This window comes from Pseudomonas sp. CFBP2511, from assembly GCF_030209255.1.
GTDB lineage: Bacteria > Pseudomonadota > Gammaproteobacteria > Pseudomonadales > Pseudomonadaceae > Aquipseudomonas > Aquipseudomonas avellanae.
The window spans coordinates 101,559-116,061 of record NZ_JARVSI010000007.1 but is presented as its reverse complement, the minus strand read 5'-3'; the positions used below and the strand labels follow the sequence as shown (position 1 = coordinate 116,061).

Genomic DNA, 14,503 nt, shown 5'->3' with positions numbered 1-14,503 from the left:
GTCTCACGCTCAATGACCACTACCTGATTACTTGGGAAACGGAGAACACATGAGCCAATGGCCTGATACTCGTATTCTTGAACTGTTCGACATCGAACTGCCTGTTCTGCAGGCGCCCATGGCTGGCGCCAGCAGTTCGCCGATGGCCATTGCTGTAGCAAAAGCAGGAGGCCTGGCGTCACTGCCCTGCGCCCTGCTGACGCTCGATCAAATCAACGAGCAAGTCACGATTTTTCGACAGCACGCCGGAAGCGCCCCGCTCAATCTGAATTTTTTCTGCCACACACCCCCAGAATACAATGCTGATCGCGCTGAACGCTGGAAGCAGGCGCTCAAGCCTTATTACGAAGAGCTGGGGGCTGACTTCGATGCGCCGACGCCGGTCTCCAACCGAGCACCTTTCGACAGCGCCACCTGCGCACTGGTCGAGCGCCTGAAGCCTGAGGTGGTGAGTTTTCACTTCGGCCTGCCAGAGCAAGCATTACTGGAACGTGTCAGGGCCACCGGCGCGAAAATCATCTCTTCCGCAACCACGGTCGAAGAAGCCGTCTGGCTGGAGCAGCACGGTTGCGATGCGGTGATAGCGATGGGCTACGAAGCGGGCGGCCATCGTGGGCTGTTTCTCAGTGATCAACTGCACACCCAGGTCGGCACCTTTGCGCTGGTGCCGCAGATCGCCGATGCCGTGAAGATCCCGGTCATTGCGGCGGGCGGCATCGCTGATGGGCGCGGGGTTGCAGCCGCGTTCGTGCTGGGCGCCTCGGCGGTTCAGGTCGGCACGGCCTATCTGTTCTGCCCGCAAGCCAGCGTCAGCGCACTGCATCGTCAGGCCTTGCTCGATGCCACAGACAGCCAGACGGCGCTGACCAACCTGTTCACCGGTCGTCCGGCGCGCGGCATCGTTAACCGGATCATGCGTGAAGCAGGCCCGATCAGCGCCCTCGCCCCGGCCTTTCCACTGGCAGGCGGCGCACTGATGCCATTGCGCGCTATCGCGGAAAAACAACACAGCAGCGACTTCACAAGTCTGTGGGCAGGCCAGGCGGTCGGCATCAAGCATCAACTGGATGCCACTGAGCTGACGCGGCAACTGGCTGAAAATGCGCTGAAAATTCTTTCGCCACTGTGAAACAACGCTTTCAGAAAAGCTGGCTATCGCTATATATTTAAATATATAGCGAAACGCCTTTATTCCGACGGCGTGCGTCTTCATCACTCAGGAGCTGTTTCATGCGAACGATCACGCTGCGCGCCGCCCTCAAGTTTTCTACACTGGCGCTGGCCATGTCCGGCGCCGCCTACGCCAGCGCTGATGAGGTGCAGGTCGCGGTTGCGGCCAACTTCACCGCGCCGATCCAGGCGATTGCCACCGATTTCGAGAAAGACACCGGGCACAAGCTGGTCGCAGCGTTTGGTGCTACCGGCCAGTTCTACACCCAGATCAAGAATGGCGCGCCGTTCGAGGTGTTCCTGTCGGCCGACGACACCACCCCGGCGAAGCTTGAGCAGGAAGGCGACACTGTGAAGGGCTCGCGCTTCACCTACGCCATCGGCACACTGGCGCTGTGGTCGGCCAAAGAAGGTTACGTCGACAGCAAGGGCGAGGTGCTCAAGGCCAATCAGTATCAGCACCTGTCGATCGCCAACCCAAAAGCTGCACCTTACGGCCTTGCGGCGACTCAGGTGCTGAGCAAGCTGGGCCTGACTGACACGACCAAGGCAAAGATCGTCGAAGGGCAGAGCATCACCCAGGCTTATCAATTTGTTTCCACCGGCAATGCAGAACTGGGCTTTGTCGCCCTGTCGCAGATCTACAAGGACGGCAAGCTGACCAGCGGCTCGGCGTGGATCGTACCCGACTCGTTGCATGACCCGATCAAGCAGGACGCCGTAATCCTCACCAAAGGCAAGGACAATGCCGCCGCCAAGGCGCTGGTCGAATACCTGAAAGGCCCGAAAGCCGCAGCGATCATCAAATCCTTCGGATACCAGCTGTAAATGCCGCTGGGGAGTGCCGATATTGCGGCGATCTGGCTGACGCTGAAGCTGGCGTCGCTGACCACCGTCATCCTGCTGATCATCGGCACGCCCATCGCGCTGTGGCTGGCGCGCACCAATTCGTGGCTCAAGGGGCCGATTGGCGCGGTCGTCGCCCTGCCCCTGGTGCTGCCACCGACCGTCATCGGTTTTTATCTGCTGCTACTGCTCGGGCCTAACGGTGCGGTGGGGCAACTGACCCAAAGCCTGGGGCTGGGCACGCTGACGTTCAGCTTTACCGGGCTGGTCATTGGCTCGGTGCTGTACTCTATGCCGTTCGTGGTGCAGCCGTTGCAGAATGCCTTTGCAGCCATCGGTAGTCGCCCGCTGGAAGTCGCCGCCACCTTGCGGGCAGGGCCTTGGGATACGTTCTGTCATGTGATTCTGCCGCTGGCAAAGCCCGGCTTTATCACCGGGGCAATTCTGGGCTTTGCTCACACGGTCGGCGAGTTCGGCGTGGTGCTGATGATCGGCGGCAACATTCCTGAAAAGACCCGCGTGGTGTCGGTTCAGATCTTCGATCACGTCGAGTCCATGGAGTACCTGCAAGCGCACTGGCTGGCCGGCGCGATGCTGGTGTTTTCCTTTCTGGTGCTGTTGGCGCTTTATTCCAGCGGCAAATCCAAAACGGGTTGGGGCTGATTCATGGTATCGCCGATAGAAGTCCGCCTGCAGATGACCTACCCGGAGTTTACGGTGAGTACCGACCTGGCGCTGCCCGGCGCGGGCATCACGGCACTGTTCGGCCCGTCCGGTTCGGGCAAGACCACCTGCCTGCGTTGCATCGCCGGGCTGGAAAAAGCCGAACAGGGTTTTATTCGTGTTCATGACGAAGTCTGGCAGGACAGCGAAAACGGAGTCTTTCTGGCCCCGCACAAGCGCGCAATCGGCTATGTCTTTCAGGAAGCCAGCCTGTTTGACCACTTGTCGGTGCGCGCCAACCTGGAATTCGGCCTGAAACGCATTCCGCGCCCGCAACGCCGTATCGAGTTGCAGCAGGCGACCGAGTTACTCGGCATCGATCACTTGCTGGAACGTCGCCCTGACAAGCTGTCCGGAGGTGAGCGCCAACGCGTCGGCATCGCACGGGCCTTGCTGACCAGCCCACGCCTGATGCTGCTCGATGAGCCGCTGGCGGCGCTGGACACTAAACGAAAGGGTGAAATCCTGCCCTATCTGGAACGCCTGCACCGCGAGCTGGACATCCCCATGCTGTATGTCAGCCACGCTCAGGACGAGGTGGCGCGGCTGGCCGACCATCTGGTGTTGCTTGAGGCCGGCAAGGTGCTGGCCAGCGGCCCGATCCGCGAAACACTGGCGCGCCTGGACCTGCCGCTGGCCATGGGCAATGATGCCGGCGTGGTCATCGAAGGCACGGTCAGCGCCTACGACCATCATTATCAACTGCTGACCGTCACCCTGCCGGGCAGCAACCTGTGCATGCGCGTCGCACACGCCGAATTGCAGATCGGCACCCTGCTCCGCGTCAAGGTTCAGGCCCGGGACGTCAGCCTGAACCTGCAACCTGATGATCACAGCAGCATCCTCAACCGGCTGCCGGTCACCGTGGTGGAAGAAGCGCTTGCCGACAACCTCGCCCATGTGCTGGTGAAGCTCAATGCGGGTGGCACGCCTTTGCTGGCTCGTATCACCCGCTATTCCAGCGACCAGTTAAACCTGCACAGAGGCCAGACACTGTGGGCGCAGATCAAGGCGGTCGCGGTGCTGGCATAACACTCCAAAAAACCAGTCAGGCAACAAATAAACGGCACCTCAGGAAAATGCCGAGGTCAGTGTTTTTAACTGCCTCTGGAAATCAGCCATGCCTGACTCGACTGCCATCAGCCCGCCCGCCAGTGACCTGCATTACGTAGACGACACTCAACCGGGCCTGACCCGCAAGATACTGCGCGAAAAATTTGCCTACTTCGACACCCAGGGCAAGCGCATCAAGGACGAGTCGGAGATCAAGCGCATCAACGCACTGGCAGTTCCACCCGCCTACACCGATGTGTGGATCTGCGCCGACCCGATGGGTCATCTGCAGGCCACTGGGCGCGACGCTCGTGGTCGCAAACAGTATCGCTACCACCCACGCTGGCGCGAGATTCGTGATCAGGACAAATACTCGCGCCTGATCGAGTTCGGTCACGCACTGCCCAAGGTGCGCAAACAGATCGAAGCGCAGCTCGCGCAGCCGGGCATGGGTCGGGAAAAGGTCATGGCGACGGTTATTTCACTGCTCGACGCGACACTGATCCGCATCGGTAACAGCCAGTACGCCAAGGAAAACCGCTCTTACGGCCTGACCACCCTGCGCAACAAGCATGTGGAGGTCAAAGGCGGTCAGATTCTCTTCGAGTTCCGCGGTAAAAGCGGCGTCGAACACAAGGTCAGCGTCAAAGACCGGCGCCTGGCCGGTGTCATCAAGCGCTGCATGGAACTGCCGGGGCAGAACCTGTTCCAGTATCTGGACGACGACGGCGTGCGCCATGCCGTGACCTCCTCCGACATCAACGCCTACCTGCAAAGCCTCACCGGCTCGGACTTCACCGCCAAGGACTACCGAACCTGGGCCGCCAGCGCACTCGCACTCGCCACCCTGCAAAAGCTGCATTGGGAGCCGGAAGCCGACGCCAAGCGGCACATCGTCGACATGGTAAAGGCCGTTTCCAAACAACTGGGCAATACCCCGGCCATCTGCCGCAAATGCTACATCCATCCAGCGGTGCTGGAAGGCTTCCTGCTCGGCAACCTGGCCAAACTTCCCCGCTCAAGGCAGCGCAAAGGCTTGCGCCTGGAAGAAGTCGCGCTGGCCAGTTACCTGCGAATTCTTGCCGACAAGGTCGAAGCCGTGGTGAAAGAAAGCAAAGCGTGAGCCGTCTGAACCCGCCGAGCCAGCGTGAGCTGCGGCAACATTTCGTAGCCTCATGATTTGCCAAGCATTTCTGACAGGCAGGAAAGCGGCACCTTGTGCCATTTGAGTCGTTTTCACGCTTGCTTCATGGGGGCCGGGTGTATATATTCCCTGCTCTTGGCGCTACCGCCCCGATGGCGAAATTGGTAGACGCAAGGGACTTAAAATCCCTCGTCCTTTGGACGTGCCGGTTCGACCCCGGCTCGGGGCACCACTTATAGATCAAGGGCTTACGGGGCATATTGCCCACTAGGCCCTTTTTTTTGGGTCCGCAAAAACTTTCGTGGTCCGCAACTCTTGTTTCAATCCTCCTGCCACCTTAAGCCCACCGGCGACACCTCCAGATTTGAAGCACTCGACCACTGAATGCCCTCATATCAGCTGGGGTCACTCTGCGCACGTCAAATACGCCATCGACCTTGATCTCGAACAGACGCCAGTGATGTAGAAGGGTCAACCACGCAATAAGCTTGATGACCGCAGCGCAGAATATTATTTGTCTAGTTGAATACGACAGTTTACTGACGATACAGATCGACGTTCATTTCAAACTGCTCGATGACATCAATCATTGCCCGGCTGCTTCTCTCGATTGAGCCTTCCTGTGTCCAAAGATACGGAAAGAATGAGAAGCATTGGTCTGAGCCGAGCGCCTCCAAGTCGCTACGCCAGCCCTCCCATCGCAATCCGTCGTAGAAAAGAGCGATTCGGTCACTCAAGGCCCAGCTTAGAAAGTCCGTATAGCCAATTTCCAGCTGTTCCCACTTCAAAGTATCTGGCGCCCAGTAGTACATTTCTCCAACATCATCACCCAAGCCACCGCCATTGATAGCAAAAAACCCGCCGACGACATCGTCGGCGACAAGCAAGCAACCGTCTGCGCGACCTTCGTTCCAGTCAGCGAGATTTCGAGGCAATAGCGGATGCCCGGAACCCAAGACACGAAGCCAGCCGTGATCAATCAATAGCCCGCCCGTGTGGTAAGCAATGGTGCCCAGCGTTGATCTGGTTGTCACTTGAAGACGAGTGAGAACTCTCGAGCTTTCGGCGGACGAAGGCAGTAATTGATGATTCACAGAGGCGTCTGCCAGCATTTCCTCAACCAGAGGTAATGCAGGTTCCCGATGATCTACAAGATCTTTCAATTCTTTCATTGCCGATCCATGAAAATAGTAAACGTAGTGTCAAGAGTGACTGAGGTCAGCCCTCACAGTGAAGCGAGGCGTGCGAGGCAATCCGATGCACATCCAAGGCGCCGACTTCCAAATAGACTGCATAACCAGCGTCACTCCAAGCCCCGCCCCACCCGCTACGCAAGGAGCAACCACATCACAATACACCTCGCCCGGCCTGGTCCAAACAGGTACAGGTCAATATCTGTTCGCCAGCGTGATCGCAGCCGTACAACTCGGGCCGCCAACCACCTGGAGCGATGGCGGCGTTACAAATGCGAGGGCACCAGCAAGCGTGAAAACGTTCAGGTTTGTAAGCGTCATTTCCACTTCCCTACCCACATGTCATGCGCGGGTGTGCAGGACCGGATCGACTGCTTACTTCTCCCTGAATATTCTTTTGCAGATTTGATCGACAACAAATGCCATCGCGATCATCCAGCTGACGAAAAATGCTGTCCGCGTGCCGTGATCTACTCCAGGTATCTCGAATCCCAGCCACGCACCTGCAAACATCAGAGGCATAAAAAAAACAAGGGCAAGGAATCGTTTAAAAGCCTATTCACACTTGAAACTCCACGTAAAAAGCGTGAGTAAGTTTAAGCCTTTTCATGCTGCAGGGGCCCAAGACGCTGCCTTCTCGCTCTCGGAAATATGCAAGGCCACCCTTTCAATTGAAATGGATCGTAAAACCAAATCCATGAAGACGTTTCAGCAAAGTCTACCCGGGATAGCCTGTCAACGGGAGGCATGCAGATACTGAAGCACTCAGTAAAAGTGTTTTTTGATCAGCAGATGCCACTACCAAATAGCCCGGCACTGAGGCCGGGCCTTCTGATCACCCACTCCTTATCTGCGCAGGCCTAGCTGAATAAGCATCGGCAACGTCTCGCTGGACACTTGCGCCCTACCCATCACGCCCGTCGCCTCACTCTTCAGACTCGGGCATATCAAAATCAACATCAAACGCCTGATAAAATGCTTTATCGGTTTCGGCAACGATCCAGGCAAGAAGAATAACGTGATGCCCATGCTTGTCGTCAGGCAGTGTTGCTGATGTGATTTTTTTCGGGTGGAGTGCATCCCGATGTTTATCGAAAGGACTCAAGTCAAATATATCGCTCCACATCAGCCCATCGTGGGCGCCAAGTGTGAAGTGATTATCACCGACATAGTTCTTCCCCTCGAAGTCCGCTCGGGTGATGGGTGTCGTTTCATTCCAGCCGTCTTTCGTAATAAACCAACGGTAGCCGCGCGTAACATGCACGGCATGGTACTGCCATTCAACTGTAAATTCCGCTCCACGCGTTACACTCACGCGAGGCCACTTCTTAGCCTCACCCTCACCCTTGTTTTTTATTTCTTCAATAATTCCGTCATCAGTAAGGTTTACACATGCCCACCGGTCTTTTTGTCCTCCGCTCAATATAAGCCCGTCCGCTGGGGGATCAATAGGCGGCAGCTGCGGCGGTACTGGCGTGAGCGTTTTAGGTTCATCAACGCCAGGAAAGTCGTGTGCAAGACCCGCTTTCAGGTCGGGAAAGTTTTTGCCCCCTTCCATGGCGACCACTTCCCATTCCATTAACAGCCTTTTCTTCATGGCGTAGGAACCACGTGATGTAGGGTCGATCACCAAACCGTGCCTGGGTTGCACGCTAGCAGATTCACTCATGTCCATATCCTCAATTGTTGAATCAGGCATGCCTTGCCTGTTGCACAAGTGAAGACCTGCTTTCAGGAACGAGATAGCTAGCAGTTCAGCCAGTAGATTTTCCGGTGAAAACCTGAAACGGGGGGCGCTTGCCAGCTGCCCTTCCCCCGCAGCTAATCTGCAGAGGCTGCACTTAAAGCATAAAGTTAATCCGGAATATATTGCCCTCAGGATCCAGCAAAACCGCCTGATACCAGTGGTAATACGTCAGATACGGCTCCTTGACCAATCTCGCCCCTAGCGCCACCGCCTGCGGCACCAGCCTGTCTACGTCGGATTGCTCCTCCACGTCGATATTGAGCAGAAACCGACATCCGGTACTGTCAGTGAACTCATCCAGGCCCAGCAATTCGTAGGCATCGAGGGCATTGAAGCCGATGCAGGATTTGCCTGTGTCCAGCCCACGAAAAATCGGCGATCTGATCGCTTCTATTTCGCTGAAGCCGAACAATTTCGAGTAGAAACCACTCAGGGCGAGGATGTCCTGGGCGAACACGTTAACGTATGAAAGTGTGCTCATGTCAGGCCACCTTGCTGCCGCCGAACGTCGTCTGTTTGACGAACTTGGCCAACAAGTGATCGCCCGAGGTGACTGGCGCATGGCGAGGCGTTGCGTCAGGCAACAGGCAACCGGGCAGACACTCGATCAAGGTGTCGTAGTTGGGCTGGTGGAAGAACACCAGCGATTGCCGACGGTTGTCCTGCTCGCTGGTCATGGGCGGGTTGACCACGCGGTGCAAAGTAGAAATCCACTGGTCGTTGGTCCACTGCATCATCAAATCGCCGATATTGACCACAAAACCGTTCTCGACATAGGGCACATCGACCCATTCGCCCTGCTGATTGCGCACCTGCAAACCACCCAGCGCATTGTCGGGGCGCACGATGGTCAGGCTGCCGTAATCAGTGTGCGCACTGGCGCGCAACTGCCCTGCCTCGACTTCGGTCTTGATGTCCGGATAGCTGAGGCTGCGGAACATGCTGATATGGCGATCGATCCTGTCGTCGAAAAAGCACTCGTCCAGCTCCAGTGCCAATGCGAACAAGCGCATCAATGACTGGGCCAACTGGCTCATCGCGTCGAAATACGCTCGATAAGCCTCCTGAAATCCGGGCACACGCTCATCGGCCGGCCAGACGTTAGGCGCAAAGTGCGGGCCTGCCTCGGCGTTATGGTAATAGTCTTCATTCGGTACATCGCTCGGCCCGATGGAGAAGGACTCCTTGAGATCGCCCGGCGCACTTTCTTCGAGAGAATACGACAGGCTTTCCTCGGCCACTGCACTGTAACCACGCACCATTTCCGGACTGGGCCGGTCGACCTTGCGCTTTTCCGCGAGCGGCAGGTCGAAGAACTGTCGGGTCAGGCGCGAGACTCGCTCAATCAATTCTGTGGGAATCTGGTGTTCGGTGATCACCAGAAACCCGATGTCCTTGCACGCCTGGTTGACTGCCTGCGCCACGGCTGCCTTGCCGTCCGGTTCTCCTGAAAAATAAGGGGCCAGGTTAATGATGGGCACATATTGCAGAGTCATACGGCTGATTCCTCTAACTGACACGACGCGCAAAAGTTTCACCGGCAAGGTGAAGGTCAGCGAGGCAAGAGCAGAAACTGTGCCACCGGGTAAATCTGCCAGATATACAGAGAGTTAGCCAAACCATGCGCTGTGATCAGATCAAGCGGTCTGAAACAGAGCGCATGGTTTAAATGCGTAAGCACCGGAAACGAGCCATAACTGCGCACATTCGCACCGCTACCGCTATGCGCCTTCGATACGTCGGATAACGTCCGCCGTGGTAGTGACCTCGCCAAACTCGTAGGCAATCGTTGTCAACGAGATACGCTGAACCTCTTCGGCCGAAACAGCGCCAAACCCTACATCCGGGTAATCCATCGCCGCGTTTGCGTCACTCAGCGCGATAACCTTGTATTCACGGTGCACGCCATCCCTGATGGTGGTTTCACAACACACATTGGTTACCGTCCCGCAAATAATGATTGTATCGACGTCTCTGGAGCGCAATACCGTGTCCAGGTCAGTATTGTGAAAGCCGCTGTAAAACAGCTTATCGATGATCACATCGCCCGACTCGGGCGCAAGCGCATCAATGATTTCGACATCCGGGTCGTGGCGCGCAAGGATCTGGTCCACATTCGGATAAAGGTCGCGCATACGTCCGGTATCCGAACCATCGCCACGTACTGTATGGCGCAGATAGACCACCATCACCTGAGCGGCACGTGCGGCGCAAAGCAGCGTCTGGACAGGCCTGACGATGTCAGCCGTGCTTTTGACGTACAACGCGCCATGCGGCTCGCAGAAGACCTTTTGCATGTCGACGACGATGACTGCGGTTCTGCGCGGGTTGATTGGCCATTGCACAAGGGGCTTGCTCATCGGGTTTACCTCGGTTATGCCTGACAGGCTGGTTGGGCTTGCCAAGCAATAATCGTGCTGTTGGTGAACAGTGTGATTACCCGTGCTTCAAGAATACGACGCACTGCTGTTGCTATCCGGGTAGCCAGGTTTCGGAATCCCTCACTTTCCCGCGACCAATAAAAAACCCCGCAGACGTTAATCTGCGGGGCTTTGAATAGTGGAGGCCGAGGTCGGAATCGAACCGGCGTAGGCGGATTTGCAATCCGCTGCATAACCATTTTGCTACTCGGCCTCATACGTCGGATGCCTTACCGCAACATCAAACGTGGGTGAACTGCATGCGAAACCAGTATTTCCTTGGCTTCTAACCCATTGAATCTTAAAGGTTTTTTTCAATTCCGCGTTCAGGAATGGACGCAATTCTCTACTGGTTCGCAGGCCATGTCAAGAACAGGGTGAAATTAATTCACCGGGCCGGCCGCAGACGCTTGAGCCTAGCGCTCACGGGCTGCGTAAGGCTGGAAGAAACCAGAGCCCATCCATTGGGGGGTCTTTTCCGTGGTCAGGGGTTCGGAGCGCTGATAGCTGCTGGCGCTTTTCGAATAGCCTTTGTGGTCGTACTCGGCGATGTAGGGGTAAGGAAAGACCTTGCGCGTGCGGCCACGGTTGGCCACGTTGTCGGTGACCAGAAAGTCTGGCAGCGGTTGTTGTGTCCGTGGCCGGCCCTTCGCGGTTTTGCCCGGTCTTGCCTGTCGGGCGACGATTGCGTCCGGTGCGTGGTCGCTCTCAACCCAGGCCATCATCGGGGTGAGCAAATCGATCACGCTGGGCCCTTCCCCGCTGCCGCAGTGATAAACGCCGGGCAGCATGTACAAGCGTTCAAACGCCTCGGTGCGTGCCTTGCCCAACTTCGCCTCCACGGCCTCGTGATATGCCAGGGTATTGAGCGGCGACACATTGGGATCGGCCCAGCCATGCCAGAGGATCAGTTTGCCGCCACGGCTGGCAAAGGGCGCAAGGTCAGGGTTGGTGGCGTCATACAGCGGATGCAGCGGGCGCAGTTTATCGAACGTGCTTTTGTCGAAGCGCAGCGTGCTCAGGTCGAACCCCGCTACGGGGTTGTTCTCGAACACCATGTTGCGAATGGCCTCTGATGCCGCCTTTTCGCTGTAGACGGTCTGCTCGGCAGTTATCGGCACGAACACACCTGCCCACGCCAGTTCCGAGCCTGGCTGCGGACCACCGACGGTCAGGCGCTCGCCGCTGTCGGGGTCTTTCGGCCCTTCGTAGAAACGTTTGACCACGGCCACTTCCTGCTGGGTGAGGCAGTTGGTGGTATCGACGGACGATGTGCACTGCACACTTGCCGGGTCGAAGTTGCAGAGGCGCGGGTCAGCGATCAGGCCGTCTATCTGCCCGTCCAGCACGTCGCACTTGGCCAGCACCGCCTTGTGCAGCAGCGGCAGCCTTGAAGCCAGCAGAATCGGTTTGCCGTCCGGGCCGATATTGGATCGGGCCATCCAGCCGTGATACAGGGTTTTCTGCACCTGAAAGTTGAGCGCCGGAGCGCCCGCGATGATGCCGTTGAAATCGTCCGGGTAGCGCTGGGCCGCGACCAGGGCTTCGCGTCCGCCATCGGAACAGCCCGAGAAGTAGGCGTATTCGGCGTGCTTGCCATAAAACGCGGCGATCAGTTTTTTCGACGCGACGGCGGTGAGGTGCACGCTGCGGTGGGCGAAGTCGGCGCGCTTCTGCGGGTCATCGCCGAACGTCACGTCCGACGCCTGATGGCCCATGTCGGTGGATGCCACGGCGAACGCGCCAGTGTTCAGCGGCTTGCAGCCCTCTGCAACGCGCACCGTCGTGTTGATGTTGCCACACAGCCCACCGCAACCGACTTGCAGGTAACGTTGCGCCCAGGTGCCGGTTGGCAATTCCAGCCGAAAACCGATCTGCGGTGCCAGCCGACCTTCAACCATACACACCGCTATGCCCTCACGCGTGGCTTCGCTGGCCGACAGCACCCGACTGCCCTGCCCGCCAATGTCTTTGAGGTTAACGCTTGCCAATGCAGCGCAGCCCATGACGGGTTTGACCACTGCAAGCCTGGCGAGCGCGTCAGTGGAATCCGCTGCCAGCGCTTTGGCCTGCACTGGCATTTGGAAAAGAACAGAACCGGCCAGCAGGGTCAGGACGCGCGCGTACCTCGGTAGGGTTGGTTTCATGAGAACTCCTGTTCATGAAGGATCAATGGCAGTGCGCCCACTCATCACTGCACTGCCGATAAAGGTGAAACGTTCAAGTGGTTGATTTCTTGAGAGACTAGTAGAAAAACCGCCAAGGGTTCCAGCCGCCGCCCATGACCTTGTAGAGCGTGAACCTGCAACGGATTGCGCATCGGCAGCCGGTAACCGCGCGTCAGGAATGTCACTGCCCACCAGCAGGCGCAGGGCATTACAGTCCTGAAGCACCTGGCTTTGATACTGCGCCACATCACCCCGCGCCGATTCCACCGTGGTCTGTGCCTGAGCCACTTGCAGGCCGGACGAGCCGCCCAGCGCGTGGCTGCTCAAACCCAACTGCGCGCTGTATTCGTGGCTGATCGATGAGCGCCCGGTCGTGGAGGTCGCGGCAGACGTGCGGGTGTGCGAGAAGATGCGCCGCGAGTTCATGGCCGACGTGTCCCATGAACTGCGCACGCCGCTGTCGGTGTTGCGTGGCGAACTGCAAGCCATTGAAGATGGCGTGCGCACGCTGGATCGGGCGTCGATGAAATCGCTGTAAAGCGAAGTCGGCATGCTCAGCAAACTGGAACAGGCCTGCCCTGGGCAAGACCCGATTCAGTCGCTTTATGGCGTGGGGTACAAACTGAAGCGGTGCGCCGTCAGGCACTCTCCGTCTGGCGATTGCGGTTCAGTGCCGCCAAATCGCGGAAAGCAGCCCCCGGATGCCCGGTTTCCAGCCGCGGCCCGTCGCCAAACAACTTCTCGCGCAAGGTGCCTTGGGCGTATTCGGTCTTGTAAACGCCGCGCTTCTGCAGCTCTGGCACCAACAAATCGACCGCATCAATGAAGGTTTCATGAGTCAGCGCGTAGGCCAGGTTGAAACCATCAACGTCAGTGTCCTCGACCCACTCTTGAAGCAGATCGGCCACTGTTTCAGGGCTGCCGACGAACAATGGCCCAAAACCGCCGATGCCGACCCAGTCAGCCAGTGCCTGCGGCGTCCATACAGTGTTGGGGTCTGCCGTGGAAAAGGTCTCGACCGCCGATTGAATGGCATTGGTATGCACATGCCGCAGCGGCTCGTCCGGTTTGAACTGACTGAAGTCGATGCCAGTCCAGCCGGAAATCAACGCCATGGCTCCCTCATAACTGACCCAGCTTTTGTATTCTTCAAACTTGGCCTTCGCCTTGGCGTCAGTCTCGCCAAGGATCACCGTCTGCAAATTGAAAATCAGCACTTTGGACGGGTCGCGACCCGCCTCGGCGGTGCGACGACGGATATCGGCAACGGTCTTTTTCAGCAGGACTTTGGAAGGTGCAGCCACGAAAACGCATTCGGCATGCTCGGCAGCAAACTGCTTGCCCCGGCTTGAAGCGCCCGCCTGATAGAGCACCGGCGTGCGTTGCGGTGAAGGCTCGCACAGGTGAATGCCGGGCACCTGAAAATGCTTGCCGACGTGACCGATCTCGTGGATCTTGCTTGGGTCGCTGAACACGCGGCGTTCCCGGTCACGCAGAATCGCGCCGTCCTCCCAACTGCCCTCCCACAGTTTGTAACAAACCTCCAGATACTCCTCGGCATAGTCATAGCGTGCATCGTGTTCGGTCAGGGTTTTCTGCCCCAGGTTCTTCGCGCCGCTTTCCAGGTACGACGTGACGATATTCCAGCCGGCGCGGCCTTTGGTCAGATGATCCAGCGTCGATAGACGTCGGGCAAATGGATAAGGGTGCTCGAACGACAACGATGCTGTGAGGCCAAAGCCCAGGTGCTCGGTCACCAGCGCCATGGGCGGAATCAACTGCAACGGGTCATTGACCGGCACCTGCGTGGCCTGACGAATCGCCGCCTCGCCATTGCCGCGATAAACATCGTAGATGCCCAATACATCGGCGATGAACAGGCCGTCGAACTTGCCGCGTTCCAGAATCTTCGCCAGATCGGTCCAGTATTCCAGGTCCTTGTACTGCCACGAGCGGTCGCGAGGATGCGCCCATAAGCCAGGCGACTGATGGCCGACGCAATTCATGTCGAAGGCATTGAGGCGTATTTGACGGGGCAT

The 14,503-nt window shown here is 57.7% G+C and carries 12 protein-coding genes, 2 tRNA genes and 4 pseudogenes; 8 read left to right on the top strand and 10 right to left on the bottom strand.

The genetic code is table 11. The features are described 5' to 3' along the window. Positions 1–49: 49 nt before the first annotated feature. The 6 genes from QRN38_RS06855 (at position 50) to QRN38_RS06830 (ending at position 5,168) form a co-directional block, all read left to right on the top strand. Positions 50–1,129: an NAD(P)H-dependent flavin oxidoreductase gene (locus tag QRN38_RS06855; protein WP_057417654.1), complete on the top strand. Its 1,080-nt coding sequence runs from the start codon at positions 50–52 to the stop codon at positions 1,127–1,129. Positions 1,130–1,230: 101 nt separating this feature from the next. Further along, positions 1,231–1,998 carry a molybdate ABC transporter substrate-binding protein gene (gene modA / locus QRN38_RS06850; protein WP_005764572.1) on the top strand — a complete coding sequence of 256 codons (768 nt, stop codon included), beginning with the start codon at positions 1,231–1,233 and terminating at the stop codon, positions 1,996–1,998. Further along, a complete protein-coding gene (gene modB / locus QRN38_RS06845) occupies positions 1,999–2,679 on the top strand; it encodes a molybdate ABC transporter permease subunit (protein ID WP_057417655.1) in 681 nt (226 codons plus the stop codon). Positions 2,680–2,682: 3 nt separating this feature from the next. After that, entirely contained in the window at positions 2,683–3,771 is a 1,089-nt protein-coding gene (gene modC, locus QRN38_RS06840; RefSeq protein ID WP_057417657.1) for a molybdenum ABC transporter ATP-binding protein, read from the top strand. 88 nt (positions 3,772–3,859) lie between these two features. Next, positions 3,860–4,915 (top strand): DNA topoisomerase IB, encoded by a 1,056-nt coding sequence (locus tag QRN38_RS06835; RefSeq protein WP_007247147.1) that lies wholly within the window; start codon positions 3,860–3,862, stop codon positions 4,913–4,915. Positions 4,916–5,082: 167 nt separating this feature from the next. Then, positions 5,083–5,168, top strand: a tRNA-Leu gene (locus tag QRN38_RS06830). Positions 5,169–5,472: 304 nt separating this feature from the next. Here the strand turns inward: QRN38_RS06830 and QRN38_RS06825 are convergent. From QRN38_RS06825 to QRN38_RS06790, 9 genes and pseudogenes are all read right to left on the bottom strand, one after another. After that, on the bottom strand, positions 5,473–6,108 hold the full coding sequence (locus QRN38_RS06825; protein ID WP_057417658.1) for a DUF2625 domain-containing protein: 636 nt from the start codon (positions 6,106–6,108) through the stop codon (positions 5,473–5,475). 396 nt (positions 6,109–6,504) lie between these two features. Then, a pseudogene (locus QRN38_RS28200) lies at positions 6,505–6,692 on the bottom strand (hypothetical protein). A gap of 362 nt (positions 6,693–7,054) precedes the next feature. Continuing rightward, the gene (locus tag QRN38_RS06820; protein WP_046463410.1) at positions 7,055–7,828 is read right to left on the bottom strand and encodes a lytic polysaccharide monooxygenase auxiliary activity family 9 protein; all 774 of its coding nucleotides are present in this window, start codon (positions 7,826–7,828) and stop codon (positions 7,055–7,057) included. 142 nt (positions 7,829–7,970) lie between these two features. Beyond that, positions 7,971–8,357 (bottom strand): VOC family protein, encoded by a 387-nt coding sequence (locus QRN38_RS06815; RefSeq protein WP_007247155.1) that lies wholly within the window; start codon positions 8,355–8,357, stop codon positions 7,971–7,973. Between the two features lies 1 nt (position 8,358). Next, positions 8,359–9,372, bottom strand: coding sequence for an isopenicillin N synthase family dioxygenase (locus tag QRN38_RS06810; RefSeq protein ID WP_057417660.1), 1,014 nt, complete (start codon positions 9,370–9,372; stop codon positions 8,359–8,361). Between the two features lie 225 nt (positions 9,373–9,597). Next, positions 9,598–10,236 (bottom strand): cysteine hydrolase family protein, encoded by a 639-nt coding sequence (locus QRN38_RS06805; protein ID WP_024666258.1) that lies wholly within the window; start codon positions 10,234–10,236, stop codon positions 9,598–9,600. 200 nt (positions 10,237–10,436) lie between these two features. After that, positions 10,437–10,510, bottom strand: a tRNA-Cys gene (locus QRN38_RS06800). A gap of 202 nt (positions 10,511–10,712) precedes the next feature. After that, positions 10,713–12,443 (bottom strand): tannase/feruloyl esterase family alpha/beta hydrolase, encoded by a 1,731-nt coding sequence (locus QRN38_RS06795; RefSeq protein ID WP_057417661.1) that lies wholly within the window; start codon positions 12,441–12,443, stop codon positions 10,713–10,715. Between the two features lie 156 nt (positions 12,444–12,599). Next, positions 12,600–12,869, bottom strand: a pseudogene (locus tag QRN38_RS06790) (hypothetical protein); the annotation flags it as partial. On the opposite strand from QRN38_RS06790, the pseudogene QRN38_RS06785 reads away from it, so the two are divergent. Together QRN38_RS06785 and QRN38_RS06780 are read left to right on the top strand one after the other, a co-directional pair. Beyond that, positions 12,868–12,999, top strand: a pseudogene (locus QRN38_RS06785) (histidine kinase dimerization/phospho-acceptor domain-containing protein); the annotation flags it as partial. The pseudogenes QRN38_RS06790 and QRN38_RS06785 overlap by 2 nt on opposite strands. Positions 13,000–13,023: 24 nt before the next feature. Then, positions 13,024–13,092, top strand: a pseudogene (locus QRN38_RS06780) (two-component system response regulator BaeR); the annotation flags it as partial. A 10-nt stretch (positions 13,093–13,102) separates the two neighbouring features. Here QRN38_RS06780 and QRN38_RS06775 read toward each other — a convergent pair. After that, entirely contained in the window at positions 13,103–14,503 is a 1,401-nt protein-coding gene (locus QRN38_RS06775) for an LLM class flavin-dependent oxidoreductase (RefSeq protein WP_057417351.1), read from the bottom strand.

Coding starts and splice junctions, on each gene's coding strand:
- modC (WP_057417657.1), top strand. CDS start 2,683: ATGGTATCGCCGATAGAAGTCCGCCTGCAGATGACCTACCCGGAGTTT.
- QRN38_RS06835 (WP_007247147.1), top strand. CDS start 3,860: ATGCCTGACTCGACTGCCATCAGCCCGCCCGCCAGTGACCTGCATTAC.
- modB (WP_057417655.1), top strand. CDS start 1,999: ATGCCGCTGGGGAGTGCCGATATTGCGGCGATCTGGCTGACGCTGAAG.
- QRN38_RS06825 (WP_057417658.1), bottom strand. CDS start 6,108: ATGAAAGAATTGAAAGATCTTGTAGATCATCGGGAACCTGCATTACCT.
- QRN38_RS06775 (WP_057417351.1), bottom strand. CDS start 14,503: ATGCCCCGTCAAATACGCCTCAATGCCTTCGACATGAATTGCGTCGGC.
- QRN38_RS06810 (WP_057417660.1), bottom strand. CDS start 9,372: ATGACTCTGCAATATGTGCCCATCATTAACCTGGCCCCTTATTTTTCA.
- QRN38_RS06795 (WP_057417661.1), bottom strand. CDS start 12,443: ATGAAACCAACCCTACCGAGGTACGCGCGCGTCCTGACCCTGCTGGCC.
- QRN38_RS06855 (WP_057417654.1), top strand. CDS start 50: ATGAGCCAATGGCCTGATACTCGTATTCTTGAACTGTTCGACATCGAA.
- QRN38_RS06805 (WP_024666258.1), bottom strand. CDS start 10,236: ATGAGCAAGCCCCTTGTGCAATGGCCAATCAACCCGCGCAGAACCGCA.
- modA (WP_005764572.1), top strand. CDS start 1,231: ATGCGAACGATCACGCTGCGCGCCGCCCTCAAGTTTTCTACACTGGCG.
- QRN38_RS06815 (WP_007247155.1), bottom strand. CDS start 8,357: ATGAGCACACTTTCATACGTTAACGTGTTCGCCCAGGACATCCTCGCC.
- QRN38_RS06820 (WP_046463410.1), bottom strand. CDS start 7,828: ATGCCTGATTCAACAATTGAGGATATGGACATGAGTGAATCTGCTAGC.